The sequence below is a fragment of the Nonomuraea sp. NPDC049141 genome, from assembly GCF_040648415.1.
GTDB lineage: Bacteria > Actinomycetota > Actinomycetes > Streptosporangiales > Streptosporangiaceae > Nonomuraea.
This window is the reverse complement of sequence record NZ_JBEZDR010000030.1, coordinates 93,452-112,145: the sequence shown is the minus strand read 5'-3', so window position 1 is coordinate 112,145 and position 18,694 is coordinate 93,452. Positions and strand designations below refer to the sequence as shown.

The window sequence follows — 18,694 nt, the reverse complement described above, 5'->3', positions numbered from 1 at the left end:
AAAAGAACGGTCATCCTAGCGAGCGTCAATCGCCCGGCAGAGTGCCCAGGGTGACGGTGACCGTCTTGGTCGAGTCGTCCTCCTTGACGACCTCCACCTTGACCTGCTGCCCCGGCTTGAGCGCGGACAGCTCCTGGGCGAGTACGGGCAGTGTCGCCGTGTCCTTGCCGTTGACGGAGATGATCACGTCACCGGGCTGGATCCCGGCCTTCTCGGCCGGGCCGCCCTTGTCGACCTTGGCCACGGCGACCCCGGCCAGCTGGCCGTTGTCACCGATGATCGTGCTGCCCCTGATGCCGAGCGCGGCCCGGTGGCTGTTGGTGACCTTGCCGTAGCGGACGATCTGAGCGGCGATGTCCGTCGCGGTGTTGCTCGGGATCGCGAACCCGATGCCCGGCGCGGCCCCGCCGCCGAGGTCCGGGTCCGTCGCCGCGAGCGTCGGGATGCCGATGACCTGCCCGGACAGGTCGACCAGGGCGCCGCCGCTGTTGCCGGGGTTGATCGCCGCCGACGTCTGGATCGCGCCGCTGATCGTCGCGCCGGGCGAGCCGGGTTCCTGCGGCTCGCTCACGGTACGGCCCAGCGCCGAGATGATGCCGTCGGTGACGCTGCCCGACAGCCCCAGCGGGTTGCCCATGGCGAGGACGAACTGGCCGACCCGGAGCTTCGACGAGTCGCCGAACCTGGCCGGTGTCAGCCCCTTCGGGTCGTCCACCTTGATGACCGCCAGGTCGCCGCCGCTGAAGCTCTTGACGAGCCGGGCCTTGCGCGAAGCGCTGCCGGTGGCCAGCGTCACGTCCATCCGGGTGGCGGAACCCACGACGTGCGCGTTGGTGAGGATGTGGCCCGCCGAGTCGTACACGATGCCCGAGCCGAGCCCCTCCTTGGTGGTGATCTGCACGATCGACGGCAGCACCCGCTGGATGACGCGCTCGTAGGACAGCTCCAGTGGCGGCGCGGACACCTCGGAGGGAGACGGCGTCACCGATGAGGGCGGGATAGTGGTGATGGTGGTGGGTGCCGGGGCCGAGCATGCGACCAGCAGCATGGCGGCGGCGGTCGCCACGGCGACCTTGCTCATGCAGGGCTAGTGCCCCGCTCAGCGAGGCTCATGCGGAGGCGGTGCCCCGCTCAGCCGGGAAGCCGGGAAAGATACGCCTCGCGGACGTTACGCCTGCTCAGCTTGCCCGTAGGCGTACGCGGCAGCGTGTCGCGGAACTCGATGACCCGCGGGTGCTTCAGCTTGGCGAGCCGCGGCGCGCAGTGCCGCATCAGCTCGGTGGTGAGCCCGCCGGTCTCGGCTCCCGCGGTGGGCTGGACGAGCGCGACGACCCGCTGGCCCCACTCGGGGTCGGGCACGCCGATCACCGCGACGTCGGCCACGGAGGGGTGTTCGAGCAGTACCGCCTCGATCTCGGCGGGATAGATGTTGACGCCGCCCGAGATGATCAGGTCGGTCCTGCGGTCGAGGAGGAACAGGTAGCCCTCGTCGTCCAGGTAACCGATGTCTCCGGGTGTGTAGGCGGGCCCGCGCATGGCGGCCGCCGTCTTGCCGGGGTCGCCGTGGTACTCGAAGCGGTTGACGCCGCCGATGTAGACCAGCCCCGGTTCGCCGGGCGCGACCTCCTCGCCGCCGTCGCCGACGATCGTGAACGTCATGCCGTCGAGGGCCCTGCCGACCGTGCCCGGCCGGGCCAGCCACTCCGCCGACGACACCATGGTGGCCACGGCCGCCTCGGTGGAGCCGTAGTACTCCCACAGCACGGGCCCGAGCCAGTCGATCATGGCCTGCTTGGTCGCGGGCGGGCACGGCGCCGCGCCATGGTAGAGGTGCGTGAGCGAGGACAGGTCGTACGTCTCCCGATCCGCTACGGCCAGCAGTCGGTGAAACATCGTGGGCACCATGAACGCGTTCGTCACCCGATACCGCTCGACCAGCCGCAGGGTCTCGGCCGCGTCGAACCGCTCCGGCGCCACGATCGAGTGCCCGAGCTGCAACGCCATCATCGCCTGCCCGTACGGCGCCGAGTGGTAGAGCTGCGAGCACACCAGGTGCACACCCCCGACCGGCAGCCGGAAGTGCGTCCAGCTCTTGCGCATGAGGATCGGATAGAGCTCCTCGGGCGTCAGATCGAGCAGCCGTCTGCGCACGCCCTTCGGCCGCCCCGTGGTGCCGGAGGTGTAGAGCATCATCGACCCGGCCCGCCGGTGCTCCGGCGCGCTGTCCGGCTGACCGGTCACGAGCTCGCCGACGGTGAGCGCGGCGGGGGAGACCACCGCCTTCGCGCCGCAGTCGGCCACGATGTAGGCGATCTCCTCGTCGGTGAAGTGCCAGTTGACCGGTACGTGATACGCGCCGATCTGGTACGTCGCGAGCATCATGGTCAGGGCGTCGAGCCCGTTCCTGAGCACGGTCACCACCGAGTCGCCTCGCGCCACCCCGCGCGCGGCCAGGCCGTGGGACGCCTGGTTGGCGCGAGAGAGCAGCTCACCGTAGGTCGCGCCGTCGGGGCCCAGCAGGGCGGGACGTCCGGCGTCGGCGGCGGCGATCTCGTAGAAACCTCTCATGCCCGTGACCATACAGAACTAGATTCTGCACGGGGAATAGCGGAATTATCCCGCTGCTTCGTGACGTAACCTGAAAGCCATGGCGGACGTCGGTGACCAGATACCATCCTCGGACTCTCCCACCACCCCGTTCAGGAAGATCGTTCTGCCTACGGACGAGACGGTCACGGTCTCCCGGCCGCCGGAGCCGCTCGCGCCGCTCCCACCTCTGCCTCCGCCGCCCCCGCCGCTCAAGGGCGGGCTGCTCGCCCGGATCGGCGACGTCCCGATCAAGGTCGTCTACCTGATCGGCGCCATCATCGCGACCGTGCTGGCGGTCATGCTGGTGTTCGTGATCTTCTCCGGCGACGTGCCGAAGGACGCGCGGCAGGCACCGCGGCAGGTCGCCCCGGTTTCGCCGGTGCCGGGGGCCTCCGCCTCGCCCAAGCCGTCGGCGACCGCGGTTCCGGCGGTGCCGAAGAACCTCGCCTACCCCCAGCAGTCCGGGACGGCGACCGTCACGATCGGCACGATCTCCGACCTGGCGACCGGGATCAGCTACCCGCGCCTGGGGCTGCCGTGGACGGCCAAGTCGTTCGCGCCGTTCGCCATCGCCCAGCGCGTCGGCAAGGTGGCCGTCCCGCACACGGTGATCGCCTCGGCGATGCTCCCCGGCGCCACCCCGAAGACCAAGCCGGCCAAGACCGCCGACTACCGCGAGCTCGCCGTCAGGGCCGTCAACTGGTCGCTGCGCACGCAGTATCCGGCGGGCGCGACGCTCGCCTGGACCGGATCGCAGAAGGTGCCGGTGGGCAAGGGCTGGATGCTCGGCTACAAGGTCACCTACACGGTCTCGGGCAAGCAGAAGACGTCGCAGGCCATCGTGTCGATCCACGAGGTGGGGAAGACCAAGCCGGCGATGCTGCTCGCATCGATCCCCCAGAGCGGCAAGTCGCACTACCGTGACCTGAACACGATCGTGCTGGGCGTCCGGACCCTCTAGTTCAGAAGCATGCTCTAGAATATGGTTCTGGCATATGTCGGGCCTGGCTGGAGGATGTGCGATGGCGATCGGGTTGAGCGAGGAACACGAGGCGCTCCACGAGTCGGTGAGCGGCTGGGCGGACCGGAACATCCCCGCCGAGCTGCTGCGATCCGGCTCGGATGGGCGTCCCGCCTTCTGGCCGGGGCTCGCCGAGCAGGGGCTGCTCGGCCTGCACCTGCCCGAGTGGGCCGGCGGCTCCGGTTACGGGCTGCTGGAGACCGCGGTCGCCGTCGAGGCGCTGGCCGAGCGGATGACGCCGGGGCCGTACGTGCCGACCGTGCTGGCCAGTGCGGTGATCAACGCCTCCAAGCGGCCCGAGCACCTGGAGTCGTTCGCCGACGGCACGCTCACCGCCGCGGTCGCGCTGACCGGCACGCTGACCGGGACCCTCGCCGAGGACGGCGCGCTGATCGTCTCCGGTACGGCCGAGCCCGTGCTCGGCGCCTCGCTGGCCGACGTGCTGGTGCTGCCGGTCTCCACGGCCGAGGGCGAGGAATGGGTCATCGTCGACGCCTCGTCCGCCACCGTCACGGAGATCAAGTCCCTCGACCTGACCAGGCCGGTGGCCAGGGTGGAGCTGTCGGAGGTGCTGGTGCCCGACTTGGGCATCCTGGGCGGCGTCCAGAGCTCCGACGTGCGCAATCTCGCCGCGATCCTGCTCGGCGCCGAGGCCGCGGGCCTGGCCTCCTGGTGCGTGACGGCCGCCGCCGACTACGCGAAGGTCCGCGTCCAGTTCGGCCGCCCGATCGGCCAGTTCCAGGGCATCAAGCACAAGCTGTCCCGCATGCTCGTGGCGCTGGAGCAGGCGCGCGCCACCGTCTGGGACGCCACCCGCGCCGACGGCAAGGAGCTGGACTACGCCGCCGCGATCGCCGCGGTGATGGCTCCCGACGCGGCCGTACAGTGTGCCAAGGACGCGATCCAGACCTTCGGCGGCATCGGCTACACCTACGAGCACGACGTGCACCTCTACTACCGCCGCGCGCTCACGCTCCGCGCGGTGCTCGGCTCGTCGGCCGAGTGGGCGGCCACCGTCACCGCGCTCGCCCTGCAGGGCGTCACCCGCGAGATGGAGATCGACCTCCCCGAGGACGCCGAGGAGCTGCGCGAGTCGATCCGCGCGGAGGTCGCGGCGCTGAAGGAGCTGGAGGGCAAGGAGCAGAAGCGGGCGCTGGCCGCGGGCGGCCTGGTCATGCCGCACCTGCCGAAGCCCTGGGGCCGCGGCGCCAAGCCGCTGGAGCAGGTGCTGATCGCGCAGGAGCTCAAGGCCGCGCGGGTGAAGCTGCCCGCGATGATCATCGGTGCCTGGGTGGTGCCGTCCATCGTCTCGTACGGTACGCCCGAGCAGCAGGAACGCTTCCTGCTCAAGACGCTCAGCGGCGAGATGATCTGGTGCCAGCTCTTCTCCGAGCCCGGCGCCGGGTCCGACCTGGCTTCGCTGCAGATGAAGGCGGAGAAGGTCGAGGGCGGCTGGAAGCTCAACGGCCAGAAGGTCTGGACCTCGGTCGCGCACGTCGCCGAGTGGGGCATCTGCATCGCCCGCAACTCCTCCGAGGGCTCCAAGCACGAGGGCATCACCTACTTCCTGGTCGACATGAAGGCGCCGGGGGTCACGGTCCGGCCGCTGACCGAGATGACCGGCGAGAACCTGTTCAACGAGGTCTTCCTGGACGACGTGTTCGTGCCCGACGAGCTGGTCGTGGGCGAGGTCGGCCAGGGCTGGAAGGTCGCCCGCAACACGCTGTCGAACGAGCGGGTCTCGCTCTCGTCCGGGTCGGGCGGCACCGGGGCGTCCGTGCCGGACCTGCTCGGGCTGGTGGGGCGGCTCGGGCGGGAGCTGTCGCCGGTCGAGGCGTACCAGGTCGCGCAGGTGATCTGCGAGGGGCACTCCATCAACGCGCTGTCGCTGCGCGTGACGCTCAAGCAACTGGCGGGGGGCGAGCCCGGCGCGGACGCCTCGGTACGCAAGCTGCTGTCGACCGCGCACGCCCAGCACGTCTCGGAGTCCGCGGTGGAACTGCTGGGGTCCGCGGCCGTGGTGGCCGCCGACATGACGCTCGGCGACGCCGGCTACTGGAACCGTGCGGTGCTCGCCACCCGGGCGATGACCATCTACGGCGGCACCACGGAGGTGCAGCTGAACATCATCGGGGAGCGCATGCTCGGCCTGCCCAGGGACCCCGAGCCGGGCAAATGACGGCGGGGGCCGGGCTCTGGGAAACGGCTGGGTTTTGGGAAACGACCCGGCTCGTGGAGGAGCCCGGCCCTCTACGGGGCCTCAGGAGGGATTGACCGGCTGGAGCGGGCTCGGCGTGCCGTCGCGCCACGGTCTCGGGATGCCGATCTTGATTTCACCGAGGCAGGCGGCCGGGCCGTTCAGCGTACGGATGACGAGCTCGGTCCCGCCGCCGTTGGTCGCGGCGAACGTCCAGCCGAAGCCCTTCTCCGCCGGGGTGTCGGCCTCCGCGGTGCCGAGCCGTACCGACAGCCGGGTGGCGGCCGGGTTGAGATAGCCGACCTGGACCGTCCACTCGCCCTCGGGCAGCCGCACCGGCAGCGGGAAGCGGACCTCGCGCGCGCCGACCGGCGTGCAGCCGGAGGCCCGCGCGGGGACCGTCAGGCCGTCGATGCTCACCGGGCGCAGCCGGCCCTCCTGGTCGAAGATCAGCGGGTTGCGTATCGGGCCGCTGAGCCGCCTGGTCCAGGTCACCGGGTGTGACGCGATCGGCCCGAGCACCTTCGAGGCCAGCGCGTAGTCGTAGAAGAAGATCGGATAGACGACCTTGGCGGGCACGTGCGTGTCGAGCACGACCGCGTTGTCCGGGACGCGCTTGAGCGCCAGCCTGCCGGTCTCGACGTAGCTCTTGACGTGCGCGCCGAGCGGCAGGCGGCCGTACGCGGTGACCGACCAGACCGAGCCGAGCGCGAACGCGGCGGTCAGCGGCAGCCAGACGAACCTGAGGCGCGGCCAGACCCGCAGCCAGGGGCGTTCCTCACCGGCGAGCGGGATGAACGCCAGCCCGATGGCGATCGCCACGACCATGGCCGTGGAGGAGACGTAGCGGAGTTCGGCGCCGCTCAGGTCCGGGCCGAGCTGCTGGATCCGGCCGATCATGACGGGCACCACGTCGGCGAGCGTGAAGTAGGCGAGCAGCACCAGCCACGCCAGCCAGGCCCGCCGCCTGAAGAACACGGAGACCGCCAGCACGACCACCGCGACGCCGAGCCCGGCCCAGACCGCCGTGGGCGGCGGCGCCGCGGTCGCGTAGTCCTCGCCGATCGGTAACCACTGCCAGGGCCCGCCCAGAGACGTCGGTACCAGCGAGCTGGACAGCAGCGTCCAGGCGAAGCGCGCCGCCAGCCCCGCGTCGGGCAGGGTGGGCTGGATCGTGTCGTTGGTGAGCTGCACGGAGGTGAGGAGCTGGCGGAAGAACACGCCCGCGTAGACGGTGAGCACGCCCGCGTAGAGCAGCCAGGCCCGCCACTGCCCCCGCCAGCCGAGCCAGCCCACGCTCAGCGCGAGGGCCAGCACCAGGATGAACGGCGCCTTGACGAAGAACGCCATCGCGAACACCGTCCAGCCCGCAGCGGCCAGCGCGTGCCTGAACCGGCCCGTCCTGGTGTAGAGGACGTGCGAGCAGAGCGCCATCGGCAGCGCGATCTGGAACGGCAGCGTCTCGATCACCACCGCCCACCACGACAGCGACGAGATCGTCATCGGGGTCAGCAGGTAGAACGCCAGCGGCACCAGGATGGCCGGGCGCGCCCCGAACAGCAGCCGCAGCAGCCGGAGCAGGGCCAGGCTCGCCGCGCCCAGCAGGCTGATCGTCACGACATGCGCGAGGACGTCGTTGTAGACGCCCAACCGGCCCATCGCCCACTGGATCGCGAACGGGCCGGGCACCAGGTGGCCGTAGTCGACCCGCATGAGGTAGTCCCACGTCAGGTCGTGCTCCAGGCCGCGGGCGATGAAGGTGAAGTCGTCCTGGCGGAAGTACGTACGCCTGACCAGGCCGAACTTCCACACCAGCTGTACGGCGATCATCACCAGGGCAGCGGCCACCACGGCGTCGCCACCGCGCAGCCAATGACGTGCGCCCACCGTCGTATCGCTCGTCGCCACCCCGCCCCCTCAGCCGGAAGCGTAGCCATTGGTGGGATTTATGCGGAATGGTCGTTGTGCGGTTGTGATGTCATAGCGGGATGCCGCACACGACCCGAGCAGGACCGCTGTCGGCCGTGCTCGGTCTCGCCCTCGGCTGCCTCGCCCTCGGACCCGCTCTGGGCTGGGGTTTCGTCCTCGTGCAGGACATGGTCTTCGTGCCGGACCCGGCCTTCTCGCGCTTCACGTTCGGGCTCGCCGGCGGGGCGCCGCGGGTGGTGCCCAGCGACGCCGTGGTCACCGCGCTGGCCTCCGTGCTCCCGGCCGAGCTGGTGCAGAAGGCGATCCTGCTGGGGATCTTCGTGCTGGGTTGTTCGGGTGCCGCGCTGCTCGTGCCCGCGGGTTTCCTCGGGGCCCGGCTGGTGGCCGGGGCGTACTACGTGTGGAACCCGTACGTGGCCGAGCGGCTGCTGATGGGGCAGTGGGCGCTGCTGCTGGGGTACGCGGGCCTGCCGTGGGTGGTGCGCGCGGTCCGCGCGGGGCGCGGGCTGCTGCCCGCCGTGCTGCCCGCCGCCGTCGGCGGCTTCGCGGCCATGACCGTCACCGCCCTCACGGCGCTGCCGGTCAGGCCGGACCGCGTCGGCCCCCTCACAGCGCGGCCGGCCAAGCCGGACCACACCGGCCTCCGCACGGCGCTGCGGGCCAGGCCGGATCACGTCGGCCCCCTCACGGCGCTGCAGGTCGCGGGCCGGCGCGTCCGGGTGGGAGTGGTGCTGCTGGCCGTCAGCCTGCCGTGGCTGCTGCTCGCGCTCCTGCGGCCGGGCGGGCTGAGCGGGGATCCGGTGGGCGTGGACGCGTTCGCGGCCAGGGCGGACGGGCCGTTCGGGGCGGTGGGCAGCCTGCTGTCGCTGGGCGGGATCTGGAACGCCAACGCCGTTCCGGCCGGGTACGAGACGGCGGTGGGCTCGGTGGCGCGGCTGGCGCTGGCCGTGGCGGGGATCGTGGGATTCGTGCTGATGAAGGACCGGCCGAGAGGGCTGGGGGTGGCGGCGGCCATCGGGTTCGGGATCGCCTGTCTGGGGGTGACCGAGCCGGGGCGCGTGGCGTTCAGGTGGCTGGTGGGGGTGTGGGGCGGGTTCGCGGTGTTCAGGGACGCGCAGCAGTTCGTCGCGCCGCTCGCCCTGCTGGCCGCGCTCGGACTCGGCGCCCTGACGGAGAAAGCCGGGCGTTGGGCCGGTTTGATGGTGCTCGTTCCCCTGGCCGTGCTGCCGACCCTGGCCTGGGGCGGGGCGGGGGCGCTGCGGGCCGTGAGCTACCCGGAGAGCTGGAGCCAGGCCCGCGAGGTGATCCGCCGGGATCCGCGGCCGGGGGACGTGCTGGTGCTGCCGTTCGAGTCCTACCGGAGGTTCCCCTGGAACGGGGACCGGGCGGTGCTCGACCCGGCGCAGCGCTACTTCGCCGTGCCGGGGCGGAACGTGGTCGCCAACGACTCCGTACGCGTCGGGAACATGGTCGTCGGGGCCGAGGACACGAGGTCCCGCGCGGTAGAACGCGTACTAGAAGCACCCTCGCCAGACCTGGCCGCAGCGGGCTTCCGGTACGTTGTAGTCGACGCGGGCACGCCGGCCGAGCGGCGGCGGTTCGACGGCTGGCTCAGCGGAGCGAGCCTGCTTGTGGCCATAGATGACCTGAGACTGTACCGACTCGACGGCTAATTTGTACGGTTTTGATAAGACCAAGTCCGTTGATCAGCGGATTTATTAAGATTTCGTAGAGCTACTTCCGAGTAGCAAGAATTGGTTCTAGGTTTGTGAGGCCCGTTCATTTGCCGCTCGAGGAGGAACCCCCCGTGATCAAGATCCTCTTAGCAGCGATCATCGGTGTCGCCGTCGCCGCGCTGGTCGCGACGGTTACCACCGTCTCCTTCACCGGGGCCACCGCGACGCCCGTCAACAAGCCGCTCTACAACTACGGCGACCGGTAGTCCGAGCCGTTATGCCGCCCTCCCCCCTTGGGGACGAGAGGACGAGCCGACCACCACTGCTCGAGATCGTCGTTCCCGCCTTCAACGAGGAGCGGCGACTTCCTGGGGGGCTCCTGCAGCTGTGCGCGAAGCTTGCCCGCATGCCGTTCCCGACCGCCGTCATCGTGGTCGACAACAACAGCACGGACAGCACCGGTGAGATCGTCAGGACCTGGCCGCGGGGGCCGGTTCCGGTCCGGCTCGTCGAGTGCGCGACTCCCGGCAAGGGTGCCGCCGTCCGTGCGGGGTTGCTCGACACCCGTGCCCCCTTCGTGGGCTTCTGCGATGCCGACATGGCCACCGACCTGAGCGCCATCGATGTCGCGTTCGGGCTGCTGCTCTCCGGTGAGCGCGTGGTCGTGGGCTCGCGGGCACACGCCTTCTCCGACGTGGAGAACCGGCACAGCCGGGTCCGCGAGCTGGGCGCCGTCGGCTTCCGCGCGCTGGCCAGGGTGCTGGTACGCGGGGTGAGCGACACCCAGTGCGGCTTCAAGTTCTTCGACGGCGCGCTCGTCCGCGAGGCCGTCGCCGGGCTGCGTACCTTCGGCTTCGCCTTCGACGTCGAGCTGCTGGCCCGCTGCGTCGCGCTCGGCTCGACCGTGCTGGAGATCCCGGTCAACTGGCGGGACATGCCCGGCTCGCGCTTCTCCCCGGCCAGGCACGGCGCCGGCATCCTGCTGGAGCTGGGCCGGATCTGGCTCAGGCTGCGCGCCGCTCCGAGCCCCGGCGTCAGTCCGAGGTGGGAGCAGCCGCTCGACCCCGTCGGATCTCCGTGAACGTCGCCGTCGTCAACTGGCGTGATCCGTGGCACCCGGCCGCCGGTGGCGCGGAGACGTATGCCTGGGAGATGGCCCGCCGCTTCGCGCGCGCCGGCGACCAGGTGTGCTTCGTCACGGCGCGGGCGCCGGGTCAGCGCCGGAAGGAGACCATCGAGGGGGTACGGCTGGCTCGCATGGGCGGGCCGTTCACCGTCTATCCTCTGGTGCTGGTCTGGCTGGTGCTCCGCCGTGGTGCGTTCGACGCGGTGCTCGACTGCCAGAACGGCATCCCGTTCTTCACCCCGCTGGTGCTGCCTCGCCGTACCAAGATCATGTGCGTGGTGCACCACGTGCACGACCGGCAGTTCGACGTGCATCTGCCCCGGTGGCTTGCGGTGTTCGGGCGGTTCCTGGAGGGGCCGGTGTCGCGGTGGACGTACCAGGGGCACGAGAGCGTGGCCGTGTCGCCCTCGACCGTGAGCGCCATGCGCGAGCGGCTCGGCTGGATCGGCCCCATCCACATCGTGCCCAACGGGGTGAACGTCTCCACGAACGGCGACTTCCCCCGCAGTCGGACGCCGCGGCTGGTCTGCGTCGGCAGGCTGGTCGCGCACAAGCGCGTCGACCTGCTGCTCGACGCGGTGAGCCAGCTCAGGAAGCAGTGGCCGGAGCTCACCGTGGACGTGATCGGCCGGGGCCAGGAGGAGGCGCGGCTGCGCGCCCGGCTCCCGGAGGGCGTCACCATGCACGGCTACCTGCCCGAGGCGGAGAAGGAGCGGCTGATCGCCGCCGCCTGGCTCCAGGTCAACGCCTCGCAGGGCGAGGGCTGGGGGCTGTGCGTGCTGGAGGCCGCCGCGCTCGGGGTGCCGACCGTCGCGTTCGACGTGGACGGGCTCAGGGACGCGGTACGGCACGGCGAGACGGGCTGGCTGGTGCCCGAGGGCCTCGGCAGCACCGGCCTGGCCAAGGGCATCGCCGTGGCCCTCGACGAACTAAACGACACCTATAGCGCGAAATGTCGGGAATGGGCGGGGAAGTTTTGCTGGGACCGGAGCGCGGAACGGCTGGCCGCGCTGGTGCGTGGCCGGACGGCGGGACCCGGCTGGGAGGAGCCGTGATCGACAGGGTCCGGCACAGGCTCTGGCTGGCACTGTGCTGCCTGGGCTTCGCCGTGCTGACGTTCACCACCAAGCCGGGCAACGTCATCTCCGACACCAAGCTCGACCTGGCGCTCAACCCGATCGGCTGGCTGGAGCGCGCCGCCCATCTCTGGGACCTCCAGCACTTCGGCCAGCTGCAGAACCAGGTGGCCGGCTACCTGTTCCCGATGGGCCCGTTCTTCGCGCTCGGCGACCTGGCCCACCTGGCGCCCTGGGTGACCCAGCGGCTCTGGCTGACGGTGCTGCTGTGCGTGGCGTTCCTCGGTGTGGAGCGGCTGGGCAGGCAGCTCGGCGTCGGCACGCCGGGCACCCGGATCGCCGGCGCGCTGGCGTACGCGCTGGCGCCGCGCACCCTGTCGATCATCGGCGAGATCTCGATCGAGTGGCTGCCCGCCGCGATGCTGCCGTGGATCCTGATCCCGCTGCTCACCGCCACGGAGACGGGCCAGCGGGCCAGGGCGGCGGTCCGATCCGGGCTCGCCGTCGCGCTCTGCGGCGGCGTGAACGCGGTCGCGGTGCTGGCCGTGCTCATCGCCCCGGCGCTCTACATCCTGACCCGGCCGAACCCGGTGCCCCGCTGGCGGATGCTCGGCTGGTGGAGCGGCGCGGTCGCCGTGGCCACCCTGTTCTGGTGGCTGCCGCTGCTGCTCGTGGGCCGCTACGCGTTCTCCTTCCTGCCCTACACCGAGACGGCCTCGACGACCACGCAGGTCACGTCGCTGACGAACGTGCTGCGGGGCGCCTCCGACTGGGTGCGCTACCTGACTGTCGGCGGCGTCACCGACCAGCCCGCCGGCTACGCGATCGCCACCTCGGCCGTGCTGGTCGTGATCACCGGCCTGCTGGCCGCGCTCGGCCTGGCCGGGCTGGCCCGGCGCGACCTGCCCGCGAAGGGCTTCCTGCTCGTCCTGTTCATCGTGGGCGTGGCCGCGCTGGTCGCCGGGCACATGAGCGCGCTGGAGCCGGTCGTCGCCGAGCCCGTACGGTGGCTGCTTGACGGGCCGCTCGCGCCGCTGCGCAACCTGCGGAAGTTCGACCCGCTGGTCCGGCTGCCGCTCGCGTTCGGGCTGGCGCACCTGCTGGCCGGGGCCCGGCTGCGGCTGCGCTCGGTGGCCCTGGTCGCCCTGGCCGGGCTCGTGCTGCCCGTCTTCAACCAGGGGCTGGGCGCTCCCGGCGACTTCAAGGAGGTGCCGCTCTACTGGCGGCAGGCGGCGGCCTGGGTGAACGAGAACGCCGGAGACGACGGCGTGCTGGTCGTGCCCGGCGCCAAGTTCGGCGAATACCTCTGGGGCCGGCCGATGGACGACCCCATGCAGCCGCTGTTCACCGCCCGCTGGACCACCCGGCAGGTCGCGGCCGCCGGCTCCGTGGGCCTGACCAGGCTGCTCGACGCCATCGACCAGCGGCTCACGGCCGGCTACGGCTCGCCGGGGCTGACCGACGTGCTGCGCAGGATGGGCGTGCGCTACCTGGTCGTCAGGAACGACCTGATGCGGGCGAACCTCCAGGGCGCCTGGCCGTCCCGGATCTACGAGGCGCTGCGAGAGTCGCCGGGCATCACGAAGGTGCGCTCGTTCGGCGGGGAGGTCGGCGACACCGTCACCGACGACGTGATCGAGTCGGTGGACTGGCCGTTCCCCGCGCTGGAGGTCTACGAGGTGTCGGGCAGCTCCGACCTGCTCAGCGTGCAGTCGGCGGGCGATGCCGTACAGGTGCGGGGCGGGCCGGACTCCCTGCTCACGATGGGCGACCTCGGGCTGCTCGGCGACGGTCCCGTGCTGGTGAACGGCGACGCCGGCAAGCGCGAGACGCCGGCCGTGGTGAGCGACGCGCTGCGGCTGCGCGAACGGCAGTTCGGTGAGATCCGGTCGAACTGGACGCCCACCCTGACGGCCGACCGGCGCGACGACTTCTCCGGGGTCAAGACGCTCGACCTGCTCGAAGACGGCTGGCTGGGCGACACCGCCACCGCCGAGTACGACGGCATCTCCAGCATCACCGCCTCCTCCTCGGTGGCCGACGCCGACGCGGTGCCCGGCCTCAGCGCCACCGGGCGCAGCCCGTGGGCCGCCATGGACGGCGACTACGAGACCGGCTGGGAGAGCGGCGGCTGGCACCGGCCCCAGGGCGAGTGGCTGCGCGTGGACCTGCCCAGACCGCGGGTGATCCCGTCGTTCCAGGCGACGTTCACCAACAACGTGCTGCTCGGGCAGTCGGTCAAGCGCGTGGCCGTGGAGACCGAGGGCGGCCGGATCGAGCAGGACGTCCAGCAGACCAACAGCCCGCAGAAGCTGCGTGTCCCGCCCGGTGCGACGAGCTGGCTGCGCGTCCGGATCCTGGCCACCTACAACGCCAACTGGAGCTTCGTGCAGCGGGTGGGCATCACCGAGCTCACGATCCCCGGCATCCTGCCCGGACGGACGATCCGGCTGCCCGGCGAGGGCGGCGACGCCTTCGTGATGGACCGGGGGCTCGACTCCCGCCCCTGGTGCATGCGGAACCAGAGCCGCTGGATCTGCAACCCGCTGCTGGCCAGGCCGGGCGAGGAAGGCGCCGGATTCGATCGGACTTTTACCGTTAAGCAGGGGCAGAAGGCCGCGGTACGCGGCTCCGCCATCCTGCGGGACGCGAAGCTCGTCGACCGCTTCACCCGGTTGGGCGAACTGACCACGGTGACCGGCTCGTCGCAGGCGAGCAAGGACGCGGTCTCCGCGCCGAGGTCGGCGTTCGACGCCGACGGGGCCACCACCTGGCTCCCAGCCGCCAGTGACCCCGAGCCCACGCTCACGCTCGGCTGGAAGGCCAGGCGCGTGCTCTCACGGATCCAGATCGCCCGGCCCGGCGGCGACAAGCAGCCGCTCGACGTGGTCCTGACCGGTGACAAGGGCGCCGTGCGCAGCGGCCGGGTGGACGCCAACGGCTACCTGAGCTTCAAGGCGCTCGCCACGACCCGGCTCAAGCTGCGCTTCTATGCCGCCTCCAAGAAGCTGGAGGTCACCGAGCTGGTGATCCCCGGTGTCCAGCCGGCCAGCAGGCCGGAGGGCGTGCCGTTCCGGCTGGCCTGCGGGCAGGGGCCGAGTCTGCAGGTCAACGGCGTGACCGTGGCGACCAAGGTGACCGGCACCTTCGCCGACCTGCTCGAACAGCGGCCGGTGAAGTTCACCGGCTGCTCGAAGGCCGCGCTCACGACCGGCGACAACCGGGTCAGGGCGGCCGGCTGGGACCCGTTCGCGGTGGAGAACCTGGTGGTCGGCTCGCTCCCGGCCGAGCCGCCGGCCGTGGAGGGCGCGGCGGTCCCGGGCTCGTGGACGTCGTCGGCACGCGAGGCGAAGGTGACCGCGCCGAAGGACGCCTTCCTGGTCGTCAACGAGAACTACAACGCGGGCTGGCGCGCCGAGCTCGACGGCAAGGAGCTGCGGCCGGTCCGGATCGACGGCTGGAAGCAGGCGTGGGAGCTGCCCGCCGGCACGTCCGGGACCGTGCGCATGGAGTACGTGCCCGACCGGCCCTACTGGCTCGCGCTCGCCCTGGGGTTGGCCGGTATCGCCCTGCTCACGCTGCTCGCCCTGGCGCTACGCGGGCCGCGTCCCGAGCACGTCAGGGCGACCGCCCTCGCCGGCGAGTCGCGGCTGTCCCGCTGGCGGGTGCCGTACGTGATCGTGCTGGGGCTGGCCTTCGGCGGCTGGGTGGCGGACTGGCCGGGCATGCTCGCGGCCCTGGCCGCCGTCGTGGCGGTGCTGCAGCTGCGGGCACGGTGGGCGGCGGCCGTGCACTGGGGGGCCGGCTGGCTGTTCGGCGCGGCGACGGTGGCGCTGGCGGCGGCCATGGCGCTGCGGGACCGTGGAGTGGATGTCGGGCCGCTGATGGATCAGGTGCCGCAGCTCGTGGCCTGTGCGGCCATGGGCGTGCTCTTCGGGCAGCTCGTCACGGAGCAGGAGCCACCGGCTCCTGAGCCGGAGCCGGCGAAGGCGGAGCAGCCGCTGGCCGACGCCCGGCGAGCCTGAGCGCGTTCTCCTCGACGAGGTGATAGCTGGCGGCGCTGATCAGGAGTGAGGCGATGAACGTCAGGATCGCGACCTTCACGAAGTCGCCGGTGAACGGCTGGTCGCCGGTGACCTTGTAGTAGAGGGTGATCACCGGCGCGTGCCACAGGAAGAAGCTGTAGGAGATGCGGCCCAGGTAGGCCGTGACCGGGTTGCCCAGCACGCGGTGCCGCAGCGAGTCGTGCCTGGATGCGAGCGCGAACGGCGCGATCACGAGAACGGCCACCGACGTCTCCAGGATCATCCGCCAGAGCGACTGCGACAGCGTGGGCAGCGTGAGCGTGCGCGGGCCGGCCAGCTCGGTGCTCAGCACCGCGTACAGCAGCAGCGCCAGCACCAGGAGCTGCGGCGCCAGCGCGTCGACCACCTTGCTCTGCTTGATCCACACCGACAGCACGGCCATGGCCATGCCGGCGGCGAAGTAGATCAGGTGATGCGGCAGCCAGAGCGCCAGCTGCGGCTGGTCGTAGACGTGCGAGACGATCACGCTGGTCAGCGAGATCACCGGCAGCACGGCGATGCCCGCGAGCAGTCTGACCGGCCGGTTGCCGCCGCGCGCCCAGCTGTGCAGGGCCCAGGCGAGCACCGGCAGCAGCAGGTAGAACGCCATCTCGATCGGCATCGTCCACATCTGGTAGAGGCCGTCGGGGGCGCGGTTCTGTTCGGTGTAGTTCTGCAGCAGCAACAGCCACTTGGCCCAGCCGGTCCAGTCGAGCGAGCCCCACGCCCACAGGGCCAGCGCCGTGACCAGCCAGTAGGCGGGCAGGACGCGGACCATCCGGCGCCAGAGGTAGCGCCCCGGCCTGGGGCGCGGCGTGTCCTCGATGACCGCGCGGGCCCACGGGCGATAGAGCAGCAGGCCCGACAGCAGGAAGAAGATGGGCACGGCGATGCCCAGCCGGGTGGTCATCCAGGCGAACATGCCCTCGCGGTAGATGATCCCGGTGTTGCCACCGACGTGCAGCACCCAGACACCGAGCGCGGCCAGGGCTCGGATGCCGTCCAGCGCGGCGTCCCTGCCCGCCGGTGGGCCCACCGGCGGGTCCGCCGTCGGGCCCTTCGCGGGCGCCTGTACGGCACTCATGGGCGTTTCCTGAGCACGAGGACCAGGTTCCACGTCGCGAACTCCCTGACGATCGGCACCTTCAGCATCGGCCGCCACCACCAGGGCAGGTAGCGGGGCAGCACGTCGACCAGGTCGGCGTCCGTACGGGTCCGCGCCCAGCGCAGCCCGTCGGCCACCGACACCGGATAGAGGCTCTCGCCATAACGGTTCTTGGGCGGCTTGCCGTACTTATCCTCATATTTCCGGGCGGCCCGGTCGCCCCCCAGGTAGTGCCAGGGCGAGGTCTCGTGACCGCCCCAGGGGGAGAGCCAGTTCGTGTACGCGAGGAAGATCAGGCCGCCGGGCCGCGTGACCCGCGTCATCTCGGCCGCCATGCGCCACGGGTCTGGAACGTGTTCCAGCACGTTGGACGAGAAGCACACGTCGAAGGAGGCGTCGGCGAGCGGCAGGTCCAGGGCGCTGCCGAGCACGCCGCCACCGGGCGTGCCCTGCCCGGCCAGCTCGCCGGCGTCGACGTCCACGCACAGGCAGCGGGCGCCGTCACGCCTGAAGGCGTCGGCGAAGTATCCCGGCCCGCCCCCCACGTCGAGCACGGTCTTGCCGTCCAGCGGGACGTAGCGCCGGAGCTGCGCGGTGGTGTCGGCGGCCAGCGTGGCGTAGTAGGCGCTCGGCGTGGCCTGCTCGGACCTGAAGGCGCGGAAGAGGCGGATGGATCTGGCCAGATCGGCGCGCATGCTCGCGGCTCCCGGGGGTTGACGGGCTCCCACAATAGAACGAAGCTCTGGCCGAGGCGAGACCGCTGAGGGGGCGGCGCGGTAACATCCCGCTCTGACCGGCTTCATCGTAGAACCTGTTCCGATTCGTTATGCGGATGTAGCTGCAGCGATCTGTCATCAAATGCTACTTTCCAGTAGCGATCATGTTGCGGGTGTATCACACCCGCGGTTGATGTCCGGGGGGACAAGTAACCGGTTCTCGTATCCCTCGACCGCCAGGAGGATCCAGAATGCGACGCACACCTGTACTCGTTCTCGTTGCCGTCGGGGCATTTCTGGTGGTACTCGCGGGCATGGTCCGCTTCTGGGCGGCGGACAAGATCATCGCTGCTCCCGCGGCCCAGTACAGCGTCACCAAGCTGCAGGCTCCGGGTGCCCAGTACTTCTCCATCGCCGACGGCAAGGTGCTGACCGCGGACCTCAGCATGCTCGTCACCACCCGTGGCGACGTCAAGGAGGCCACGGACAACCGGGTGGTCTGGGACCAGTTCACCGTGGTGGACGATGTCACCAACCACAAGCCGCAGATCAGCTTGTCGGAGCGGCGCAGCGCCTTCGACCGGCGCACCGGGGTGGGCGTCAACTGCTGCGGGGTCAGCGTCGACAAGGAGCCGGTGAAGCTGGAGGGGCAGATCTACCTGTTCCCGTTCGGCGTCGAGAAGAAGACCTACAAGGTCTTCAACCAGACGGCCAAGCAGGCCTTCGACACGACCTTCGTCGGTGAGGACACCGTCAACGGGCTGCCGGTCTACAAGTTCCAGCAGAACATCCCGGCCACGAAGGTCGCCACGCTGACCGCCCCCGGCTCGATGTTCGGCGTGACCCAGTCGGGCGACATCCAACTTGACCGCTGGTACGAGGGCACCGACACCTACTGGGTCGAGCCCAACAGCGGCGCCCCGGTCAAGCAGGAAGTGCGGCGCAACGAGACGCTCAAGACCCAGGACGGCGTCGAGCGCGCCAAGGCCCTGGTCGCCACCGCCTCGTTCACCCCGCAGACCATCACCGAGATGGTGCGCACCGCGACCGACGCCAAGAACCAGATCGCGCTGCTGAAGACCACGATCCCGATCGTCCTGCTGGTGCTCGGGCTGGTCGCGCTGGCCGTCGCGGTCATCCTCGGCCGCCGTCGCCGCGAGAGCGAGTAGCCGGTAACGCGTAAGAGGGCGCCCCC

13 protein-coding genes are annotated in these 18,694 nt (G+C 70.9%); 8 read left to right on the top strand and 5 right to left on the bottom strand.

From position 1 onward, the window contains the following. Window positions 1-25 precede the first annotated feature (25 nt). Window positions 26-1,081, bottom strand: a complete 1,056-nt coding sequence (locus AB0B91_RS56030) for a trypsin-like peptidase domain-containing protein (RefSeq protein WP_358339915.1) — start codon at window positions 1,079-1,081, stop codon at window positions 26-28. 50 nt (window positions 1,082-1,131) lie between these two features. Then, the gene (locus AB0B91_RS56025) at window positions 1,132-2,568 is read right to left on the bottom strand and encodes an AMP-binding protein (RefSeq protein ID WP_358339914.1); all 1,437 of its coding nucleotides are present in this window, start codon (window positions 2,566-2,568) and stop codon (window positions 1,132-1,134) included. A 79-nt stretch (window positions 2,569-2,647) separates the two neighbouring features. On the opposite strand from AB0B91_RS56025, the gene AB0B91_RS56020 reads away from it, so the two are divergent. Together AB0B91_RS56020 and AB0B91_RS56015 are read left to right on the top strand one after the other, a co-directional pair. Continuing rightward, a complete protein-coding gene (locus tag AB0B91_RS56020) occupies window positions 2,648-3,550 on the top strand; it encodes a hypothetical protein (protein WP_358339913.1) in 903 nt (300 codons plus the stop codon). A 61-nt stretch (window positions 3,551-3,611) separates the two neighbouring features. Then, window positions 3,612-5,789 carry an acyl-CoA dehydrogenase gene (locus tag AB0B91_RS56015; RefSeq protein ID WP_358339912.1) on the top strand — a complete coding sequence of 726 codons (2,178 nt, stop codon included), beginning with the start codon at window positions 3,612-3,614 and terminating at the stop codon, window positions 5,787-5,789. A gap of 81 nt (window positions 5,790-5,870) precedes the next feature. Here the strand turns inward: AB0B91_RS56015 and AB0B91_RS56010 are convergent, their stop codons facing one another. Then, the gene (locus AB0B91_RS56010) at window positions 5,871-7,715 is read right to left on the bottom strand and encodes a hypothetical protein (protein ID WP_358339911.1); all 1,845 of its coding nucleotides are present in this window, start codon (window positions 7,713-7,715) and stop codon (window positions 5,871-5,873) included. Window positions 7,716-7,795: 80 nt separating this feature from the next. Between AB0B91_RS56010 and AB0B91_RS56005 the strand changes: the two genes are divergently transcribed. From AB0B91_RS56005 to AB0B91_RS55985, 5 genes are all read left to right on the top strand, one after another. Continuing rightward, window positions 7,796-9,409 (top strand): hypothetical protein, encoded by a 1,614-nt coding sequence (locus tag AB0B91_RS56005; RefSeq protein WP_358339910.1) that lies wholly within the window; start codon window positions 7,796-7,798, stop codon window positions 9,407-9,409. A 134-nt stretch (window positions 9,410-9,543) separates the two neighbouring features. Next, a complete protein-coding gene (locus AB0B91_RS56000; protein WP_281429040.1) occupies window positions 9,544-9,678 on the top strand; it encodes a hypothetical protein in 135 nt (44 codons plus the stop codon). Window positions 9,679-9,689: 11 nt separating this feature from the next. Then, window positions 9,690-10,493, top strand: a complete 804-nt coding sequence (locus AB0B91_RS55995) for a glycosyltransferase (protein WP_358339909.1) — start codon at window positions 9,690-9,692, stop codon at window positions 10,491-10,493. After that, window positions 10,490-11,593, top strand: a complete 1,104-nt coding sequence (locus tag AB0B91_RS55990; RefSeq protein ID WP_358339908.1) for a glycosyltransferase family 4 protein — start codon at window positions 10,490-10,492, stop codon at window positions 11,591-11,593. The genes AB0B91_RS55995 and AB0B91_RS55990 overlap by 4 nt, the downstream gene beginning before the upstream one ends. Continuing rightward, entirely contained in the window at window positions 11,590-15,639 is a 4,050-nt protein-coding gene (locus tag AB0B91_RS55985; RefSeq protein WP_358339907.1) for an alpha-(1->3)-arabinofuranosyltransferase family protein, read from the top strand. The genes AB0B91_RS55990 and AB0B91_RS55985 overlap by 4 nt, the downstream gene beginning before the upstream one ends. Here AB0B91_RS55985 and AB0B91_RS55980 read toward each other — a convergent pair. Next, entirely contained in the window at window positions 15,560-16,762 is a 1,203-nt protein-coding gene (locus tag AB0B91_RS55980) for an acyltransferase (RefSeq protein WP_358339906.1), read from the bottom strand. The two genes, AB0B91_RS55985 and AB0B91_RS55980, sit on opposite strands and share 80 nt — an antisense overlap. Next, window positions 16,759-17,478: a class I SAM-dependent methyltransferase gene (locus tag AB0B91_RS55975; RefSeq protein WP_358339905.1), complete on the bottom strand. Its 720-nt coding sequence runs from the start codon at window positions 17,476-17,478 to the stop codon at window positions 16,759-16,761. Before AB0B91_RS55975 ends, AB0B91_RS55980 begins: the two co-directional genes overlap by 4 nt. 272 nt (window positions 17,479-17,750) lie before the next feature. Between AB0B91_RS55975 and AB0B91_RS55970 the strand changes: the two genes are divergently transcribed. Further along, a complete protein-coding gene (locus AB0B91_RS55970; protein WP_358339904.1) occupies window positions 17,751-18,668 on the top strand; it encodes a DUF3068 domain-containing protein in 918 nt (305 codons plus the stop codon). The last annotated feature ends 26 nt before the right edge of the window (window positions 18,669-18,694 follow it).

Bases quoted from the DNA above. Each gene is read 5' to 3' on its own strand.
- AB0B91_RS55975 (WP_358339905.1), bottom strand. From the start codon at position 17,478: ATGCGCGCCGATCTGGCCAGATCCATCCGCCTCTTCCGCGCCTTCAGG.
- AB0B91_RS56005 (WP_358339910.1), top strand. From the start codon at position 7,796: ATGCCGCACACGACCCGAGCAGGACCGCTGTCGGCCGTGCTCGGTCTC.
- AB0B91_RS55995 (WP_358339909.1), top strand. From the start codon at position 9,690: ATGCCGCCCTCCCCCCTTGGGGACGAGAGGACGAGCCGACCACCACTG.
- AB0B91_RS56015 (WP_358339912.1), top strand. From the start codon at position 3,612: ATGGCGATCGGGTTGAGCGAGGAACACGAGGCGCTCCACGAGTCGGTG.
- AB0B91_RS56025 (WP_358339914.1), bottom strand. From the start codon at position 2,568: ATGAGAGGTTTCTACGAGATCGCCGCCGCCGACGCCGGACGTCCCGCC.
- AB0B91_RS55970 (WP_358339904.1), top strand. From the start codon at position 17,751: ATGCGACGCACACCTGTACTCGTTCTCGTTGCCGTCGGGGCATTTCTG.
- AB0B91_RS56030 (WP_358339915.1), bottom strand. From the start codon at position 1,081: ATGAGCAAGGTCGCCGTGGCGACCGCCGCCGCCATGCTGCTGGTCGCA.
- AB0B91_RS56020 (WP_358339913.1), top strand. From the start codon at position 2,648: ATGGCGGACGTCGGTGACCAGATACCATCCTCGGACTCTCCCACCACC.
- AB0B91_RS55980 (WP_358339906.1), bottom strand. From the start codon at position 16,762: ATGAGTGCCGTACAGGCGCCCGCGAAGGGCCCGACGGCGGACCCGCCG.